The sequence below is a fragment of the Acetobacter fabarum genome (genome assembly GCF_029069195.1).
Classification (GTDB): Bacteria; Pseudomonadota; Alphaproteobacteria; order Acetobacterales; family Acetobacteraceae; genus Acetobacter; species Acetobacter fabarum_A.
This window is the reverse complement of the sequence record NZ_JARDYK010000002.1, coordinates 305908-323368: the sequence shown is the minus strand read 5'-3', so window position 1 is coordinate 323368 and position 17461 is coordinate 305908. Positions and strand designations below refer to the sequence as shown.

Sequence of the window (17461 nt, the reverse complement as noted above, 5' to 3'; positions counted from 1 at the left end):
GGCTGGAACCTAGTCGTTGGCGGGCTTGGCTGTGCTGGTCAGCACGGTAGAAATGGTTTCACGCATCACCATAACGCGCACGTTGGGTGCGATTTCCACTTCCACTTCGCTCGACTCTTCCCTTGTGCGCTGCACAACACCCACAACGCCACCGGCTGTTACAATCCGGTCGCCACGACGGAGGGATTTAAGCTCGGATTTAAGCTGCTTCTGGCGCTGCTGCTGAGGGCGGATGAGCAGAAAATACATAATGGCAAAAACAGCCACGAACGGCAAAAAAGACATCAAGCTCGAAACACCGCCAGAGCTTCCAGCTGTCTGGGCGTAAGCAGCAGGGATAAGAAAATTGGACATAAGACTACAGACCTTCAACAATGGCTGGTTGCGGAAACAGAAGAAGTGACCATAATTTTCAATCCTCCCGCGTCAAGCTCCCATGCTGACGAAAAACCGCCAGAAAGACCCTTAATAAGGAATAAAAGCCGATGAACCAGACCCTTCTGCCTGCATTGGACCGTATTGCCGCGGCTCTGGAGCGCCTTTCCCCTCCCCCCGCAACGCTGGAAGGGGTGGATACGGCAGATGCTTTTGTCTGGCTACCAGAACGCGGGCGGCTGCTACCCATCCCCCACGTAGCCCATGTGCGCGCTGACCTGTTGCAGGGCATAGACCTGCAAAGACGCATTCTGCTGGAAAACACGCGTCATTTCGCCCATGGCCTGCCTGCCAACAATGCCATGTTGTGGGGCGCGCGCGGCATGGGCAAGTCCTCTCTGGTCAAGGGAGCGCATGCGCTGGTCAACCAGGTGGACGACAAACCCTGCACGCCCGGTAAGGGACTGGTCGCGCTGATAGAAATCCAGCGCGAGGACCTGACAAGCCTGCCGCTGCTGCTCAGCCTGCTGCGCGAAAACCACCGTCGCTTCATTCTGTTCTGCGATGATCTTTCGTTTGAAAAAGAGGACCGGGATTACAAAGCCCTCAAATCCGTGCTGGATGGCGGCATTGCCGGACGACCGGAGAATGTCCTTTTCTATGCCACATCCAACCGCCGCCACCTGATGCCGCGCGACATGATAGAAAATGAACGCTCAACCGCCATCAACCCCTCCGAAGCCACGGAAGAAAAAGTCTCCCTCTCCGACCGGTTTGGCCTGTGGCTTGGCTTCCATGCGTGCGGGCAGGACACCTATACCGATATGGTCAAAACCTACGCTCAGGCACGTAACCTGCCCATTGCCACCGATATGCTGCTGGCGCGCGCCAACGAATGGGCCATTACCCGTGGCAGCCGCTCGGGCCGTGTGGCATACCAGTTCATAGAAGCCCTGACAGCCGAGCTGGCAGCGCATTAATTTGCGCAACCGGGTCCTGTGATCTTGCATCCCACATGGGTATGAGTTGAGATAGCCTTCGCAAATGGTGGCATCGGCCCGATGCCGCGGGGGTTTCCCTGATTCGAGGCGACATGAACCAGACAGTACCGCCCAATTCTGATGATACGTCCTTTGGTGCCGAGGCGCGCTCGAACACAACGGACATACGCAGGGTACGCTCCAACCCGCACTACTGGTATCCGGTTGCATGGTCGCGCGAACTCAAACCCGGCAAAACCATAGGCACACGTTACGCTGGTCAGCCCATAGCTCTGGTACGCCCGGTGGACGGTCCCATTTTTGCGCTGGAGGACCGCTGCGCCCACAGGCAGGTGCCGCTCAGCAAGGGAGTCGTTGCGGGTAGTTCGGTCAAATGCTGCTACCACGGCTGGGCCTATGGGCGCTCGGGCAGGTGTATTGATGTACCCTATCTGGGCAAGGGCAAGCTGCCCAACGGGGTGCGCACCTACCCCTGCCGCGAACAGAACGGCATGATCTTTGTCTTCCCCGGTGATCCGGAAAAAGCCGACAGCGTGCCTCTGGCCCCGCATCTGGCAAAGGCGGATAACCCTGCTTACAAAACCCGTTATTTTGGCCGCACCGTAGCCTGCCACTACAGCTTCATGCATGAAAACCTGATGGATATGAACCACCAGTTCATGCACTCCAAACAGATGGGGCAGATGAAGCCCCGCTTTTTGGGCCAGAAACGCGAACCCGGTCTGGTGGAGGCCCGCTACAGCTTTGCGCGCACGGGGGGCAAGCAGCCCTTTGGTGAGACGCTGATTTTTGGCGAACGACGCGACGCATCGGAAAAATTCCAGCACCGGGATGTCATGACCATCCGCACGGAATACCCCTACCAGACCCTGCGTATCCAGACCGGGGATGAAGACCCGGTGATGGACCTGTGGATTGTGTACACCCCCCAGAGTGCTGACGAACTGACCAACCGGACCTTTGGCCTGCTCTCGGTCAAACGCCCCAAAATCCCCGGTATTCTGGATATGGCCTGGCCCCTGCTTGTCGCCTTTACCGAGCGGATTTTTGCCGAAGACCGCGAAATTGTTGAACTGGAACAGACTGCATGGTGCGAACTGGGGGGAGACCATAATGTGGAGGTCTTCCCCGTGATTAACGCGCTCAGGGCTTTGCTGGTTGAATGTGGCACTCCCCCTGCTAGCGAGTCTCATGCCTGATACCGGACCTCTGTTACTGGATGCAGGTCCATGCCGCCTGCGCCCGCTCCACCCTGATGATGCAACAACCCTGCACCACCTGGTCAATGACTGGGAGGTTGTGCGCATGCTCAGCCGCCTGCCCTTCCCTTACCCTCGGGAGCTGGCGGATAGCTGGATTGCCTCCACCTGCCAGATGCAGGCCAGCGGCGAAGGCTACCATTTTGCCATAACCGCACCTGACGGGGCTTTTATGGGCTGCATCGGGGTGCGTCTTCACACCATGCCGCAGGTGGGGCGCGTGGGCGTGCTGGGGTACTGGGTCGGCCGCCCCTACTGGGGGCAGGGCATTGCCACCCATGCCGCCACCCGCATGACGCGCTGGGCGCTGGCCCATCTGGACATTACCGCCCTGCGCGCAACAGCAGCACAGGATAACCCTGCCTCCATCCGCGTTCTTGAACACGCAGGCTTCCGCCATTGCGGCACGGACCGGCAGATGTTCACCGCCCGTGGCACGGAACTGCCTGTCGCCATGATGGAAACCAACCGGACTGATCTGGACATGAGCACAACCCCCACCACCACACAGCGCAAGCTGGTGCTGGTTTCCGCCGCAGCGTTAATAGATGCACAGGGCCGTATTCTGCTTGCGCGCAGGCCGGAGGGCAAAAGCATGGCCGGGCTATGGGAGTTCCCCGGCGGCAAGGTGGAAGCAGGAGAAACGCCAGAGGCTGCTCTTGTGCGCGAACTGCACGAAGAGCTTGGGCTGGATATGTCCCGCGCATGTCTGGCGCCCTTTACATTTGCCTCGCACGCCTACCCCGGCTTTGACCTGCTGATGCCGCTGTATCTCTGCCGCCGCTGGCAGGGCGTCCCCACCGCGTGTGAAGGGCAGAAACTGGCCTGGGTTGCCCCGGCTGATCTGCGCCGCTACGCCATGCCCGAAGCCGATCTGCCGTTTATTCCCCTGCTACAGGCCCTGCTCTAGCCAAAACCACACCTCTGCCTTGTGGAATATACCCATAAAACGCCAACATACATTCTTGACGAATGATAAGGAGCGGGATTAACCAGAAAGCAGAATGTTTCTGCAAGAAACCTTCCCTCGTGATTTGTTCAGCCGGCTTGCGGCGAGGTAAAAGAAACGCGCTAAAGAGGCTTTGACGGCGCGCATAACCCGACGTCATGGTTTCCACGGTCAATTTGAGAGATGCACCCCTGTGGATGGACGCATGCCAGCGTCTGCCTCACGGTCTGGATCAGACACGAAAGAACCGGATACAAGTCCCATGAGCGATAACCAGACATCCCCTTCCAAGGCGTGGCGTCCTGCCACACGCCAGCTCCATGCCGGTCTGGAGCGCACCGAATATGGTGAAACCAGCGAAGCCCTCTTCCTGACCTCCGGTTTTGTGTATGACAGCGCCGAACAGGCCGCCAAAACCTTTACGGGCGAAGTCACGCACTATCAGTACAGCCGCTTTGGCAACCCCACCACCGCAGCGCTCGAACGCCGTCTGGCGGACCTGGAAGGGGCCGAAGCCTGCATCACCACGGCAACGGGCATGGGGGCTGTGTCCTCCGCCCTGCTCTCCCACGTTACGGCAGGTGGGCGTGTTGTGGCCTCCCGCGCGCTGTTTGGCTCCTGCCACTGGATTGTAAACCACCTGCTGCCCCGCTACGGCGTGGAAACCGTATTTGTGGATGGTGGCAATCTGGCTGAATGGGACGAAGCCCTGTCCGTGCCCACGGATGCGGTACTGCTGGAAAGCCCCTCCAACCCCATGCTTGATATTCTCGACATTGCAGCCATTTCCGAGCGTGCCCACAAGGCAGGTGCGATTGTGATTGTAGACAATGTGTTTGCCTCCCCCATCTTCCAAAAACCGCTCGAACTGGGCGCGGATGTGGTGGTCTATTCCTGCACCAAGCACATTGATGGTCAGGGCCGTGTGCTGGGTGGTGCGGTGCTGGGCCGCAAGGACTGGATAACCGAAACCCTCCAGCCCTTTACCCGCAACACCGGCAATGCACTTTCGCCCTTTAACGCATGGGTCATGCTCAAGGGGCTGGAAACCCTGTCCCTGCGTGTGGAGGCCATGGCCCGCAATGCCGCCGTGGTGGCGGATTATCTGGCCTCGGCTCCGGGTATCAAGCTGGTGCGCTACCCCGGCCGCAAGGACCACCCGCAATACGAGCTGGCCCAGCGCCAGATGCATGGCCACGGCACACTTGTGGCGTTTGCCGTAGACGGCGGACAAAAAGAAGCCTTTGCGTTTATGGACGCCCTGCAACTGATCGCCATTTCCAACAATCTGGGGGATTCCCGCTCTATGGTGACCCACCCGGCCACCACCACACACTCCAAGATCAGCCCCGAAGAACGCGCAGCTCTTGGTATTACGGATGGCGCCATACGCTTTTCCGTCGGTCTGGAAGACAGTGCGGATCTGATAGACGATCTGGCGCGCGGTGTTGCCGCCCTCAAGGCGCTTTAAGCACCATACGCTCCCGCCCGCCATGGCCCGCCCCCTCCCGGGGCCCGGAGCCATGGCCAAGGGGGCATGGCCTGCACACCACGTGTTGGATGCGGCTTTGCACAACCTTCATGTTCATGATACTGGCACGCTCTCGCACCCAATGCGGACCTAGCACACGGAACGGCTGATCTGGGCCGAACCCCTTTCCATTTTGCAGGAGCTGGAGACCCATGGCCGACTGGGCCGTTGCCCCCCTTCCACAATCCCCGGAAGAAGCCCTGAACGAACTGTTCTCCCCCCTCCCTGTGTACGAAGCCGTCACCGATGGCATTCGTGTGCTGGTGCAGGTCTTCTGGCTGTCTGACCAGTCCGAGCCGGATGAACACAGTTACTGCTGGGTTTACCGTATCCGCATTGGCAACGACAGCAGCAGACCCGTACAACTGCTTGAGCGGACATGGCATATTACCGACACATCCGGCCGCACGGAACATGTGCATGGGCAGGGTGTTGTAGGGGAACAGCCCATTATCCAGCCCGGCACGCTTTACGAATATACATCTGGCGCATCTCTTGCCACACCCGGGGGGTTCATGCGTGGGTCATTCCTGCTGCAAGCCACCACGGACCGCGCCCGGTTTGACGTGACCATTCCCGCCTTCAGTCTGGATAGCCCTTTCCAGAACCACCAGCTCCAATAACCAAAGCAGGAGACCGGCATGAGCGTGCCTGAGCACCACACAGACCGCCCCACCCAACAGGAAGCCGAACAGGCTGTACGCACCCTGCTGCGCTGGGCAGGCGATGACCCAACGCGTGAAGGTCTGCTGGACACGCCCGCCCGCGTTGCCCGTGCCTATACCGACTTTTTTTCGGGCTATGCCATTGACCCGGCCTCTCTGCTTCGCCGGACTTTTTCCGAAGTGGATGGGTATGACGAGATTGTTCTGCTCCGTGACATTCGCTTTGAAAGCCACTGCGAGCACCATCTGGCCCCCATTATTGGCCGTGCCCATGTTGCCTACCTGCCGCGCCAGAGGGTTGTCGGCATTTCCAAACTGGCACGCGTGGTGGACGCCTATGCCCGCCGCCTCCAGATTCAGGAACGCATGACCGCCCAGATCGCCAACACCATCAATGACGTGCTTGAACCCCATGGTGTAGCCGTCATTATTGAATCCGCACATGAATGTATGACCACACGCGGCGTACACAAACCCGGCGTCTCCATGGTTACCAGCACCATGCTGGGCGTGTTCCGTGATAATTCCGATACCCGGCGTGAGCTGATGGCCATCCTCAACCGCCCCGCCGTAAACGGCTACTAAATGCCCAGCACCCCCGGCTCCCATACGGTGCCGGGGGCCTGCGCAGGCCATACCAGCGCACCACCATAACAATACCTGGTCATGCGCTGCGTGGCTTAAATACTGATGTTTGCGCCAAGCACCTTTAGGAACCGGGCAAGCCATGCCGGGTGGGCAGGCCATGCGGGCGCGCTCACCAGTTCACCATCCGTTATGGCATCCGTAACCGCAATATCGGCATAAATGCCGCCAGCCAGTTCCACCTCCGGCCTGCATGCCGGGTAGGCTGAAACCTTGCGCCCCTTGATAACCCCGGCTGCTGCGAGCAACTGTGCGCCGTGGCAGATGACCGCCAGAGGCCGGTCCGCGAAGGCGCGCACAATCTCGAGCACCCTTGGGTTAAGCCGCAGATACTCAGGTGCTCTGCCACCGGGAACAATAAGGCCCAGATAATCATCCGTGTCGATCGCATCAAAATCCGCGGTCAGCGTAAAGGCATGACCGGGTTTTTCGCTGTAGGTCTGCGCCCCTTCAAAATCATGGATGGCGGTCAGAACCTTGTCCCCCGCCTTTTTGCCCGGGCAGACCACATCCACCGTGTATCCCAGCATGGAGAGCGCCTGATACGGGACCATGATCTCATAGTCCTCCACGTAGTCCCCTGCCAGCATCAGCAGTTTTACGTCATCAGTCATGATGTGTGTTCTCCTTCAGCCCTTCGCGCAGGCGGGGCATCAGTTCCACAAAGTTACACGGACGGTGGCGGCTATCGAGCTGGAACACCAGAATGTCGTCCCATCCATCCTTGACCGCACCGGTGGAGCCGGGAAGCGCAAACAGGTAGGTCCCGCCTGCAACACCTGCCACGGCGCGTGACTGAATGGTGGATGTGCCGATCTTCTGGTAGGACAGCATGCGAAAAAGCTCGCCAAACCCTTCAATCCGTTTTTCCATAACGCGCTCGAACGCCTCTGGCGTCACATCGCGGCCGGTTACACCTGTGCCGCCATTGGTGATGATCACATCCACCAGCGGGTCCGCAATCCATGCGCTCAACTGCGCTGCAATCAGGTCTGCATCATCCGAAATAATGGTACGTGCTGCGACAGTGTGCCCTGCGGCCTCGATCCGCGCCACCAGGGCGGCGCCGGAAGTGTCCGTCTCCAGAATGCGCGAATCCGAAACAGTCATAACAGCAATACGCACAGGCAAAAACGGTCGGTTCATATCTATCTTGGACATGGCTGACTGTTATATCTCCGCAACTATGATGCAAAAACGCATCAGGGGAATGAATAATAGCCGTCTGAGGCAGAAAATAACCCCACAAAGGCAACCTTTTGCCTGCACCGGCTCTAAAAAACATTTAGGAACTGGAGTTGTTACACCCCGATAAACCATGATTGGGCCTGTTGCTCACGCGCAAGACCAACCCAAAGACAAAAAAATTGGGATCATGAGCAAACATAATTTTTTTCCTTTTCGCGCCGTCTGGCTTTTTGCCTTCCTTTTGCCTCTTCTGGCTTCACCCCTTCCCGCACGGGCGCAACTCCTGCCCGGTGGCAACAGTTCTATTGGTCTTTTACCCAGTCTGGAAGTTGATAACGAGGCCAATCTGGTCGAAGACCCCGGCCCCCTGTTTTCCGCCCCTTATGGCAAGGACCATTTTTTTGGCAACTGGGGGGGAACACAACCCTGGCTGCTCAACCACGGCATCCATATTCTGGCCGATGTCCATGAGGAACTGGCTGGCAACTTCCGGGGAGGACGCGAGCAGGGCGTCACCAATGCGGGCCAGGTCGGTGTTGAACTGGATGTGGACTGGGGCAAGCTGACCAACACGGACCTGTTCAGGAACTTCTGGACCCATATGATGGTCGTTAACGGCCATGGGCGGAACCTGAGCACCAATTATATCGGGGACTCCATTGGCGGCGTGCAGCAGATTTATGGTGCGCGTGGTAACGTGGTGGCCCACCTTGTTTACCTGTATGCCGAACATTCACTGTTCCATAACCACGTGGACATCAGCGCGGGCTGGATCCCGCCGGGCAGCTTTTTTGCCGCCTCCCCCCTGTTCTGCATGTATATGAACGTAGCCATGTGCGGTAACCCCGCCCCCACCAAATACACCGAAGGCTCGCGTGACTGGCCATCGGGCAACCTTGGATTTGTGGTGCGCGCCATGCCCACAAGCAGCACCTACATCATGGGTGCGCTGTTTGCCGTTTCCCCCCATGCGTTTAACGGCGGCATTTCCGGCTGGGCATGGGCGCAGGATGGTCTGGGCAAATTCTCCTCCCCGGTAGAAGTGGGCTGGCTGCCAAAATTTGGCAAAAACCATCTGAACGGGCACTACAAAGCCGGTTTTGGCTATGACAATTCCAGCTACCCCGACCTACTGGATGACATACACGGCAACCCGTGGATTGAAACAGGCATGCCCAAACGCTACCGCGCAGGCCGTGCCAGCGCCTGGGTCATGGCGGACCAGATGCTGGTCCGCAACGGCGATGGCCCGACCAATGGCCTGATCGCTCTGGCTGGCTGGATGTGGTCCGACGGGCACACCACCGCCATGTCCCACCATATCTGGGCTGGCATGGTGGAAACCGGGGCCAGATGGGGCCGCCCGATGGATAGCATAGGCGCCATGTACCAGTGGGAGCTGATGAGCCGCGCATCCACCTTGCAGCAGGAAGCCGCCGCCAATGCCGGTATTCCCTTCCCCCCCAACCAGTGGGGCACCGTATGGGGTATTCAGTCGCACGAGAACATTTACGAAGTGTTCTATAATGCCCACGTCGCTCCCGGCATTTCGTTGCAGCCAGACTTCCAGTACATCAACCGCCCCGGTGGCAGCACCGTATTCCACGATGCAGCTGTTATGGGGCTCCAGTTCAACGCCGTTCTGTGATCAGCTCGGAACCGTAAAACGCTCCATCGGGCGCAGGCTCAGCATCCTGCCCCGCAGGGGGGTGAACTGCTCCGCGTGACAGGTCAGCAGTATGACCTGCAAACGCGTTGCGGCATCGGACAGAACATCAAACAGGGTTTCCAGCCGCTGGGAGTCTGAAAAACTCAGCGCGTCATCCAGCACCAGAATGGCTGGTGCCCCCCGCTTGTGCAGCAGTTCCGCAAAGCCCAGCCTGACCAGCACGGCAATCTGTTCCCGCGTACCATCAGACAGGTCCTTTATATCCTCCGCGCGCTGGCGGGTCAGGCCGGTCAGGGCGAACTGCGTATCCACTTCCAGTGTTACCCCACGGAACAGGGCGGAAAAGGCGGGTTGCATGGCCTGCACCAGCGGGGCCAGGTACCGCTCGGTCTGAGTGGTTTGGGCATGCAGGAGCGTGGCTTCCAGCAACGCAAGGGCCGCGCGCTCGCGCTCCCATGCCTCCAGTTCCCCCTGCACCTGTGCAGCATGGCGCTCCGCACTGGCCAGTTGCTCATCCAGCCCATCCCCTTCCGCCTGACGGATACGTGTTTCACGCTCCATCTGTTCCATGGACAGGCGTGTAATCTGCTCACGCAGGCGCTCCATATCCTGCTCGCGGCGGAGAATACCCTGCTCCACCACGCTCAACGGCTCCTCCTGCTGGCGTATGTGCGCAATCCGGGCCAGTTCGGCCTGTGCGTGCTGCCTGTCCTGCATGCTACGGGTAGCGCGGGCCAGCAGGACCGGGTCCGGTTCGTGCTCAATCCAGACTTCCAGTTCGCTCCGGTCACGCTGGAGCGCCTGCTGCTGCTGTGCAGACTGGGCCAGAGCCTGCTCCTGCCTGGCATGGGCCATGCGATGCTGGTTTAGTACCTCCTGCTCATACTGGCGGGCGGCTTCCACCGCCATAAGCGCATCCTGCTCCTGCGCACGGGCCTGTTCCACGTCGGGTTGTGGGCCTTCATCTTCAGGCCAATCCGCCTGAGCGGCCTGCTCCCTGGCAAAAAGAGCTTCCCGCTCGTTCAGTTTGTGCCGCGCTGCGTCCAGAGCGGCTGCAATATCGCCGGGTTGGACCACACATAAAAGCGCCATACATTCGGCACTGGCCTGCTCTACCTCCCGCTCGGCCTGCCTGCGGGCTTCATGCTGGCTTTCGGCCTGATCGACACTGTGGCACCCGACCTCCTGCAACACCTCATCCAAAGCACTCCGGGCCGTGGCAAGGGCGGTGTGCAGGGCATCGCTCTGCCGGGTTGGGGGGGTTATGGTAAAGCGGCCCACGCCGTCCACCACCAGTTCGCTCACATCTGTCAGGGACTGGGGGCCAACCGGGCAGGGGTTGCCATTCAGCCATACCGTGCCTGCTGCATCGGGGAGCAGGGTTGCCTCCAGCCGTGTCGCCTGCGCCTGCATGCGCGCCTGTGCCTGATGCACCGCCTGCACCACCTTGCCCAGACGGCGCATAAAAGCTGCATCCACGGGCATGACACTCAAGGCCGCCTGTGCTTTTTCCAGCCTTGCCCATCCGGCGTTGGCCCGCTCGAACGCGGCACGCTCCTGCGCCACTGCCTGCTGGTTATGCGTCAGCGTAGCCTTGTGCATAACGCGCGACACCATGGTGCGGGCCTGCTGGTAGCAGTTCTGGGCGCTTTTCAGGCTGGCCTGTGCATGAACCAGTTTCTGGTCCGCCTCCTGTACGGCAAGGCCCAGCCGGGTGTGCCCGCTCCGGGCATCGGCCAGAACCTGCTCCAGCCGGGCAATATCCGCCCGGCGGGTCAGGCGGCGCTCCTGCTCGGCCAGAATATACTGCGTGTTCTGCTCGGCCGCACTCAGTTGCGCCTGTGCAGCCTGCTCCTGCGCCACAAGCCCGCGCAACTGGTCACGTATTTGCCTCAGGGCTACGAGTTTTTCCTCGTCCTGCCTGCGCCGTTCGGGGTTGCTGCTCTGGGCCAGCATACGCCGGACCTGCTCCAGCGCGCTTATGTCCTCCTGCAAGGTCTCCTTGCGGGCCAGAAGGGTGGCGACCTGCGCACGGGCCTGCTCGCCTTCCTCCTGCATCTGCCGCATACGCTGGCTGGTTTTGCCTGTTGCGGTCTGGTACTGGGCGATCCGTTTGCTCACCAGAGCCAGCATGGCGCTGGCCTCGGCCGTGCCGGTCACGCCCTGTATGTTCTGTTGCAGACAGGCCTGCAGACTGGCTCGCCCTGCCCCTTGCAGCGGAGGCTGGGCAAAACTTTCGCCCTGTTCCACCAGCAGGGCGTTCCACAACCCGGCGGCTTCGAACTTGCTGATTTTTTCCAGCTCGAACAGGGCCTGCAGGCGCTCTTCCGCCTCCTCCCCATCAAACCGTTCGGCTCCCATATCCAGGCGGGCGAGGTTGCCGCTGCCGAATTTTTTTTCCAGCCAGCAGGATTGACCTTTCCATGTGAAGGCCACGCCAACATGAGGTGAGCCTCCACCATAAGGCAGCAGGTCCTTGAACGGCTGGGCTTTGGAAGTGTGCCGCAGGGTCAGCACGGTTCGCAGGGCCTTGAGCACAGTGGATTTTCCGGCCTCATTGGGGGCAGCCAGAATGTTCAGCCCAGCGCCCAGTCCTTCGACCCGAATGGGGGAGGTAAAACGGCGCACGGCTTCGATCTGGATATCTGTCAGGATCATGGTGCCGCCCTCCGCACTTCACCCCAGAGCAGAAAGAGCCTTTGCAGCGCCTCCTGCGCAACACTGGCCCCGGACCCACCGGCATGAACCTGCTCCAGCAAGGCAGCGGCGGCCGTGCGCACTGGCCCGGACGCACCGAGCATATCCAGATCATCCGCCCCGGCGGCAAGACTGGGGGCGCCACTCAGCCGCAGGCAGGCCAACGCACTGCGCAGGCGGTGGTCGATCAGATTTTCATAAAGTGTCAGGTCTTCCACCCCCAGCATGCCACCCAGTTCCAGCCATGCCAGAATGGTGTGAGGCTGCTCGGGGGCTATGGCGCGCACGCGGTTTTCCAGCGCATGGATATCCGCGCTGCTGGTCAGCACCACGTTGTCAAACTTGCACCATGTAAAGCGGCCGGTTCTGTGCGTGCTCAGCCGTGGCGGAGCTGTGGGGCCATCAAACGCCACCACAACACACTCCCCCCCGCCATTGCCCCCGGTGCCAAACCGGTCCACCTCCGGCGTACCAGCGTACACCGTACGGTCATTGATCCTGTTAAAACCATGCCAGTCCCCCAAAGCCAGATATGCGAGCCCCGCCCGTGCGGCGCGGTCAATGGCTATGGGGTTGTTCCGGGCTTCTTCCTCATTCCCGAACCCCACCACCGAGCCGTGGGCAAGCCCTATGCGCAAAGCACCTTCGGGGGTGGGGGCGTCGTCCATATAAGCAGTCAGGTCAGACAGGGTGTGCCGCCGCTGCAACACGGCAGGCAGCAGCCAGACATTATGAGCGCTATCCAGCTCAACCGGTACGGAAGCAAGGTGGAGCTTAACATTGCCCGGAACCGCATTGTCGCGTTGCAGGCGGGTCCATACGCCCTGAGGGGTATGAGCATCGTGGTTACCGGGAATAAGGTGCCAGCTTATATCCGCAAACTGGCGCATGCGCTCCATGGGCTGGCGCAATGTATGCCCCGAAGGAGTTTCGTGCTCATACACATCGCCTGCGACAAGCACGTGGGCGGCCCCTTCCGCCCGCGCCAGCATGCCTATGCGCTCGATCACATTCAGCCGCTCGGCCTGAAGTGCGCCCAGTGCATCATCATCTACAAAACTGAAGGCCCGGCCTATCTGCCAGTCAGAGGTATGAACAATTTTCATACGCACTGTTGTGCCCGCACCCCCGATCTCCCGGCAAGTAGGGAATATGGCATGACGGCCAGCACAGCCCCGCAGTCAGGAACGCCATCATGCGCGCCTGACCCGGAATTGATTAGGCCCATTATAGTTCTCAGACTTATCATTCAGATCTGCTGCGCGTTCAACGCAATGCCAAGCTATGGGCAGAGCGCCCCCTAAACATTATATTTTATTTTAATATGCCCCCGACAATACGGATTCGGGGGCAACCCCAGCTCAGTGGCCACAGCAAAAGCAGACCCAAATGACCGCTGAGAAAACAGCTTTCATGCACAGACCGGGATGGAAGAGCTGGTTCCTCCAGCTCCCGCCCTCCGTGTTTTCTCCGGGCTGGTTCCTGTTCTGCCTAAGAACGTGGCTGTCTGCCGTGCTGGCGTTGAGTACGGCGTTCTGGCTCCAGCTTTCCTCCCCCGGCACAGCGGCGGTTACGGTCATGATCTTGGCCCAGCCTTTGCGTGGGCAGGTTCTCTCCAAAGCACTTTACCGTCTGGCAGGCACCATTATTGGCGCGTTTGTCGCTCTTTTCCTGACTGCCTGCTTTAATCAGGAACGCGGGGTTTTTCTGGGCGGTGTGGCGCTATGGCTGACGCTATGCACCATTGTTGGCACACTGGAACGCGATTTTCGGGCTTATGCAGCCATGCTCTCGGGCTATACGGTTGCCATTGTAGGGATCAGCTGCATTGATAACCCGGCTGGTATTTTTGACGTCACACTCAACCGCGTGTCCTGCATTGTGGTGGGCATTGCCTCCACCGCCGCGATCAATGACATTTTTGGTTCCCCCACCGCGTTTGAAAAACTGACCACCAATCTGCGCCGCACATCTGACATGGTGCGCCGTATTGCCAAGGATGCGCTGGCTGGCCACAGCATTCCCGACAGCATGACCTGTGCGGGCCTTGCTGGAGAAATTATTGCCCTGACATCGCAGATTTCCTTCGCCAAGACCGAACTGCCCGATGCACGGCTGCGGCTTGCGGGGGCACGCTCGGCCATGGTGGCACTACTGGAAATGCTCTCGTGCAGTCAGGCCATTGCCCTTGTGCTGCGCAAGGGCGAGGTTTCGGCCACGGTGCTCAAGCACATCCGCAATTCCTATGGCGATGGCACACCAGTCAACTCTCCCGCGCAGGCTGTGCATGACCTGGAAGACCTTGCGCGGGAGGCCCATAAAAACGAACTCAGTCTTGGCCCAACGCTTGATGAAGCCTGGCTGATCGAACGGTCCATGGCCCTGCTCTCCGATACGCGCTGGGCAGTGGATGGCATAGATGCGTTTGAACATGGCCAGCGGGCGCGCACGCAGGCCCCCGAGCTCAAGATTGAACAACATGACGACGTGATTGCCGCATTGCTCAACGGCCTGCGCACGCTTATCGGTTTTTCCGTGGCGGCGGGGCTATGCATTATTTCCGATATTCCAGCCACGTATTCAGCACTCTCGCAGGTCGCCATTATCCTGACCCTTGCCGCGACGACCTATAATGTACGCGGTTTTGGCATGGGCGCGCTTCTGGGCACGCCATTGGCCATTCTTGTAGCGGCAGTGCTGAACTTTGGCGTACTGCCCCACGGGGCGGACATGCCTTTTCTGGCCATGGCCATCATTCCCGTTATTTTTGGCGGCTGCCTGCTGCTCATGCACCCCAAAACAGCCACGGTCGGGTTTAACGCCGGGGTGTTCTTTTTTGTTATTCTTGGAGTGGCTGACCAGCAGAACTACGAGCCATCCACCTTTATTGACCGCAACGTGCTGTACCTGTTCGCCGCAATCATCATCTTCATTGCACTTGTGCTCCTGCTGCCTCCCTCCGCGTCCCGCAGGCGGTTCAGGGTAGGTATTACCATCGGGCACGATCTGCTGCTCCAGTTTAAAGGGCATGGCGAGCAGGCAGGCTCCGCGCTGATCAGCCGCCATTATGACCGGCTGTGCCGTATTCTGGAATGGAACCGCTACCTGCCTGCCAACAAGGCACGCCAACGTGTTTTTGCCCGTCTTGCCAGTCTGGATGCCCTGAATCTTGAACTGGCCCGCGCACGCCGCCACCTGCAACGCGCTGCCACCATTCCCGCCATCCGGCTGGATGCGGAATCCGCCTACCGCTCCACCATTATTTACAACGTGGATGCAGCCTTGGTGCGCATGCGGCACAAGGCCCGCATTCTGCTCGACCATGCCATAGCGCTGCCCCATGGGCAGATGGCCACGGCCCTTGCCGCCGTATCTGCCATGGTGGGTGCGATCCGTCTGCTTGAGCACAACCGCTCCGCCCTGCACCTGTATGACCTGCTGCCCGTGCCCGACCAGCAGTGGAAGGCCCGCTGACATGCAGTTCCAGCCTGTTCTGGATATTGGCGGCCTGCTGGTTTCTTCCTTTGTGGTGCATGCAGGGCTGGCCATTGCCACCCTGCTTGCGCTCAACCCGCTTTTGGCCAAGGTGCGTGCGCGCCGTGTGGTGTGGAACCTGCCCCTGGCCGAATTTGGCATCCTGATCTGCCTTCTCGGCCTTTACACCATCCTTCTGTGAAAGAGCTTTTCCACCGTGTTTGAACGTGCGCGCCACCTCCTGCAATTTGTGACGACCGGCATTATTCTGGCCATTGCAGCCGTGGTCTGCTTTGTCTTATGGGATTACTATACCGCCGCCCCATGGACCCGTAACGGACAGGTACGCGTACAGGTGGCCGATATTGCGCCACGTGTTTCGGGTCAGATCATAGATATCAAGGTACGCGACAACCAGTTTGTCCATGCGGGCGATGTTCTGTACGATATCGATCCATTTGACTTCAAGGTAGCTGTGGCCTCCGCTACCGCTCTGCTCAACGAGCGGCAGGCGGATATGGTGCTCAAGACCGCACAGGAATACCGACGCAACAACCTGACCGATGCCGCCGCCTCCCGCGAGGAAAAACAGGTGTTCCAGGCCACGGCGGAAGTTGCCAGGGCGCAGTATGCCTCGGCCATGGCGGCTCTTTCCCAAGCCAACATCAACCTTGACCGCACCCATGTACGCAGCACCGTAACCGGCTACGTCAACAACCTGATCATGCGTGTGGGGGACTACGCCACCGCAGCCAAGGCGAACGTTCAGGTCATTGATGCCTCCTCCTACTGGGTGGACGGATATTTTGAGGAAACCAAAATCCGCTCCATCCATATTGGTGACCGCGCCAGGCTGGACCTTATGGGTTATCGCCAGCCCATGTGGGGGCATATCACCAGCATTACACGCGGAATTGCCACCCCCAATGCAACGCCTTCCACACAGGGTCTGCCATCAGTGGACCCGGTCTATACATGGGTGCGGCTGGCGCAGCGTATTCCCGTCCGGGTGCAGATTGACAGTATTCCCCCCGGCACCCAGCTTGCCGCAGGCATGACCACCACAGTCACCATTGTTGGCAGCAAGGGCAAACGTGCCCATGATTCCCTGACCGAAGCACTGGACAGGCTGCATGATGCCCTTATGGGCGGCACAGGCGGGAACGGCACACGGCATTAGGAATAGAGTATGGACGCCCGCCCCCCATACTGGCACAAATGCAGGCATGCACCATTCCTTTACCCTGCCCCGCCGCACTGCCATATCCTGCGCCCTTGCCCTGTGCCTGAGCGCTGGCGCACAGGCACGGACCATATCCGGCCAGCGGGTACAGGTAAGCGCACCGTGCCTGAGCACCCTGCATGTTGTAACCGACCACACCCTGTCTGACGGGGTGGACATTCCCGAGGCATGGCCTGCTGGCCTGCAAAGCGCCACCGCCGCGGATGGTACCATAACCCTGACGCAGACGGGCTGCCCCAGTGGGCAGAACCTTGAACTGCACACGCCATCGACCATGCCACTGGCCATAGACAGCCCGCAGGCTACGCGTATCGTCATTGATACCCGCAAAGGCCCCTTGTCCATCCAGTCCGGCTCGGGCGGTATCGAGCTGAGGCGAACCGGGCCGATTGATCTGGCATCAGACTCTTCCGGACCTATCCACATTGACACACTGGCAGGCTCGGCCCGCCTGCGCTCCACCACATCCGCCCCCATTATCATCCGCCAGATCAATGCTCCGGCTCTGGCTGTGTATCTTGCTGGCACAGCCAGCCTGAGTGCTCCTGCGGGTACGCTCAAGGCGCTGGACATCAACAACACAGGCAAGGGTGATGCCAGTTTTGGTGGCACCACGGGCGTTGCGGCCCTACATGTGCAGGGTTCTGGCAATATCAGTGTACACAAAGCCACCGGCACTGTGGCCACGGAACGCGATGGCAAGGGACGGATTGACGTCAACCTGCCCGATGCCTCCTCCACGCAGCAGAACTAATACGGCTGGAT

Annotated in this window: 16 protein-coding genes and 1 riboswitch; of the genes, 11 read left to right on the top strand and 5 right to left on the bottom strand. The window is 59.8% G+C overall.

Annotation, left to right across the window (positions count from 1 at the left end; translation table 11 throughout):
• Window positions 1–9 precede the first annotated feature (9 nt).
• Entirely contained in the window at window positions 10–354 is a 345-nt protein-coding gene (yajC, locus tag PY793_RS04730; RefSeq protein ID WP_275176956.1) for a preprotein translocase subunit YajC, read from the bottom strand.
• A 131-nt stretch (window positions 355–485) separates the two neighbouring features.
• Here yajC and PY793_RS04725 point away from each other — a divergent pair, with 131 nt between their 5' ends.
• From PY793_RS04725 to folE, 6 genes are all read left to right on the top strand, one after another.
• On the top strand, window positions 486–1355 hold the full coding sequence (locus tag PY793_RS04725) for an ATP-binding protein (protein WP_275176955.1): 870 nt from the start codon (window positions 486–488) through the stop codon (window positions 1353–1355).
• Window positions 1356–1468: 113 nt separating this feature from the next.
• Window positions 1469–2575, top strand: a complete 1107-nt coding sequence (locus PY793_RS04720) for an aromatic ring-hydroxylating dioxygenase subunit alpha (RefSeq protein WP_275176954.1) — start codon at window positions 1469–1471, stop codon at window positions 2573–2575.
• Window positions 2568–3545 carry an 8-oxo-dGTP diphosphatase MutT gene (gene mutT, locus PY793_RS04715; protein WP_275176953.1) on the top strand — a complete coding sequence of 326 codons (978 nt, stop codon included), beginning with the start codon at window positions 2568–2570 and terminating at the stop codon, window positions 3543–3545. Before PY793_RS04720 ends, mutT begins: the two co-directional genes overlap by 8 nt.
• Before the next feature lie 106 nt (window positions 3546–3651).
• Window positions 3652–3731, top strand: a riboswitch (SAM riboswitch).
• A gap of 115 nt (window positions 3732–3846) precedes the next feature.
• The gene (gene metZ / locus PY793_RS04710; RefSeq protein ID WP_275176952.1) at window positions 3847–5055 is read left to right on the top strand and encodes an O-succinylhomoserine sulfhydrylase; all 1209 of its coding nucleotides are present in this window, start codon (window positions 3847–3849) and stop codon (window positions 5053–5055) included.
• Between the two features lie 212 nt (window positions 5056–5267).
• Entirely contained in the window at window positions 5268–5738 is a 471-nt protein-coding gene (gene apaG, locus PY793_RS04705; protein WP_275176951.1) for a Co2+/Mg2+ efflux protein ApaG, read from the top strand.
• Window positions 5739–5756: 18 nt separating this feature from the next.
• Window positions 5757–6365 (top strand): GTP cyclohydrolase I FolE, encoded by a 609-nt coding sequence (gene folE, locus PY793_RS04700; protein WP_275176950.1) that lies wholly within the window; start codon window positions 5757–5759, stop codon window positions 6363–6365.
• Between the two features lie 95 nt (window positions 6366–6460).
• Here folE and PY793_RS04695 read toward each other — a convergent pair whose 3' ends face one another.
• Window positions 6461–7039, bottom strand: a complete 579-nt coding sequence (locus PY793_RS04695) for a DJ-1/PfpI family protein (protein ID WP_275176949.1) — start codon at window positions 7037–7039, stop codon at window positions 6461–6463.
• Window positions 7032–7586 carry a molybdenum cofactor biosynthesis protein B gene (moaB, locus tag PY793_RS04690; protein WP_275176948.1) on the bottom strand — a complete coding sequence of 185 codons (555 nt, stop codon included), beginning with the start codon at window positions 7584–7586 and terminating at the stop codon, window positions 7032–7034. Before moaB ends, PY793_RS04695 begins: the two co-directional genes overlap by 8 nt.
• Before the next feature lie 214 nt (window positions 7587–7800).
• On the opposite strand from moaB, the gene PY793_RS04685 reads away from it, so the two are divergent.
• Window positions 7801–9261: a carbohydrate porin gene (locus PY793_RS04685; RefSeq protein WP_275176947.1), complete on the top strand. Its 1461-nt coding sequence runs from the start codon at window positions 7801–7803 to the stop codon at window positions 9259–9261.
• Here PY793_RS04685 and PY793_RS04680 read toward each other — a convergent pair whose 3' ends face one another.
• Both PY793_RS04680 and PY793_RS04675 read right to left on the bottom strand, forming a co-directional pair.
• Window positions 9262–11940, bottom strand: a complete 2679-nt coding sequence (locus tag PY793_RS04680) for an AAA family ATPase (protein WP_275176946.1) — start codon at window positions 11938–11940, stop codon at window positions 9262–9264. It abuts the gene before it with no gap.
• A complete protein-coding gene (locus PY793_RS04675; RefSeq protein WP_275176945.1) occupies window positions 11937–13085 on the bottom strand; it encodes a metallophosphoesterase family protein in 1149 nt (382 codons plus the stop codon). The genes PY793_RS04680 and PY793_RS04675 overlap by 4 nt, the downstream gene beginning before the upstream one ends.
• A 283-nt stretch (window positions 13086–13368) precedes the next feature.
• Here PY793_RS04675 and PY793_RS04670 point away from each other — a divergent pair, with 283 nt between their 5' ends.
• From PY793_RS04670 to PY793_RS04655, 4 genes are read left to right on the top strand one after another with little or no spacing between them, the layout of a single operon-like run.
• Window positions 13369–15453, top strand: a complete 2085-nt coding sequence (locus PY793_RS04670; RefSeq protein WP_275176944.1) for an FUSC family protein — start codon at window positions 13369–13371, stop codon at window positions 15451–15453.
• Window position 15454: 1 nt separating this feature from the next.
• Window positions 15455–15655: a DUF1656 domain-containing protein gene (locus tag PY793_RS04665; RefSeq protein WP_275176943.1), complete on the top strand. Its 201-nt coding sequence runs from the start codon at window positions 15455–15457 to the stop codon at window positions 15653–15655.
• A gap of 15 nt (window positions 15656–15670) precedes the next feature.
• A complete protein-coding gene (locus PY793_RS04660) occupies window positions 15671–16633 on the top strand; it encodes an HlyD family secretion protein (protein WP_275176942.1) in 963 nt (320 codons plus the stop codon).
• Window positions 16587–17450 (top strand): GIN domain-containing protein, encoded by an 864-nt coding sequence (locus tag PY793_RS04655; protein ID WP_275176941.1) that lies wholly within the window; start codon window positions 16587–16589, stop codon window positions 17448–17450. The genes PY793_RS04660 and PY793_RS04655 overlap by 47 nt, the downstream gene beginning before the upstream one ends.
• Window positions 17451–17461 lie beyond the last annotated feature (11 nt).

Bases quoted from the DNA above. Each gene is read 5' to 3' on its own strand.
- moaB (WP_275176948.1), bottom strand. From the start codon at position 7,586: ATGTCCAAGATAGATATGAACCGACCGTTTTTGCCTGTGCGTATTGCT.
- apaG (WP_275176951.1), top strand. From the start codon at position 5,268: ATGGCCGACTGGGCCGTTGCCCCCCTTCCACAATCCCCGGAAGAAGCC.
- yajC (WP_275176956.1), bottom strand. From the start codon at position 354: ATGTCCAATTTTCTTATCCCTGCTGCTTACGCCCAGACAGCTGGAAGC.
- PY793_RS04670 (WP_275176944.1), top strand. From the start codon at position 13,369: ATGACCGCTGAGAAAACAGCTTTCATGCACAGACCGGGATGGAAGAGC.
- PY793_RS04725 (WP_275176955.1), top strand. From the start codon at position 486: ATGAACCAGACCCTTCTGCCTGCATTGGACCGTATTGCCGCGGCTCTG.
- PY793_RS04675 (WP_275176945.1), bottom strand. From the start codon at position 13,085: ATGAAAATTGTTCATACCTCTGACTGGCAGATAGGCCGGGCCTTCAGT.
- PY793_RS04680 (WP_275176946.1), bottom strand. From the start codon at position 11,940: ATGATCCTGACAGATATCCAGATCGAAGCCGTGCGCCGTTTTACCTCC.
- PY793_RS04695 (WP_275176949.1), bottom strand. From the start codon at position 7,039: ATGACTGATGACGTAAAACTGCTGATGCTGGCAGGGGACTACGTGGAG.
- PY793_RS04655 (WP_275176941.1), top strand. From the start codon at position 16,587: ATGATGCCCTTATGGGCGGCACAGGCGGGAACGGCACACGGCATTAGG.
- folE (WP_275176950.1), top strand. From the start codon at position 5,757: ATGAGCGTGCCTGAGCACCACACAGACCGCCCCACCCAACAGGAAGCC.
- PY793_RS04720 (WP_275176954.1), top strand. From the start codon at position 1,469: ATGAACCAGACAGTACCGCCCAATTCTGATGATACGTCCTTTGGTGCC.
- metZ (WP_275176952.1), top strand. From the start codon at position 3,847: ATGAGCGATAACCAGACATCCCCTTCCAAGGCGTGGCGTCCTGCCACA.
- mutT (WP_275176953.1), top strand. From the start codon at position 2,568: ATGCCTGATACCGGACCTCTGTTACTGGATGCAGGTCCATGCCGCCTG.
- PY793_RS04665 (WP_275176943.1), top strand. From the start codon at position 15,455: ATGCAGTTCCAGCCTGTTCTGGATATTGGCGGCCTGCTGGTTTCTTCC.
- PY793_RS04685 (WP_275176947.1), top strand. From the start codon at position 7,801: ATGAGCAAACATAATTTTTTTCCTTTTCGCGCCGTCTGGCTTTTTGCC.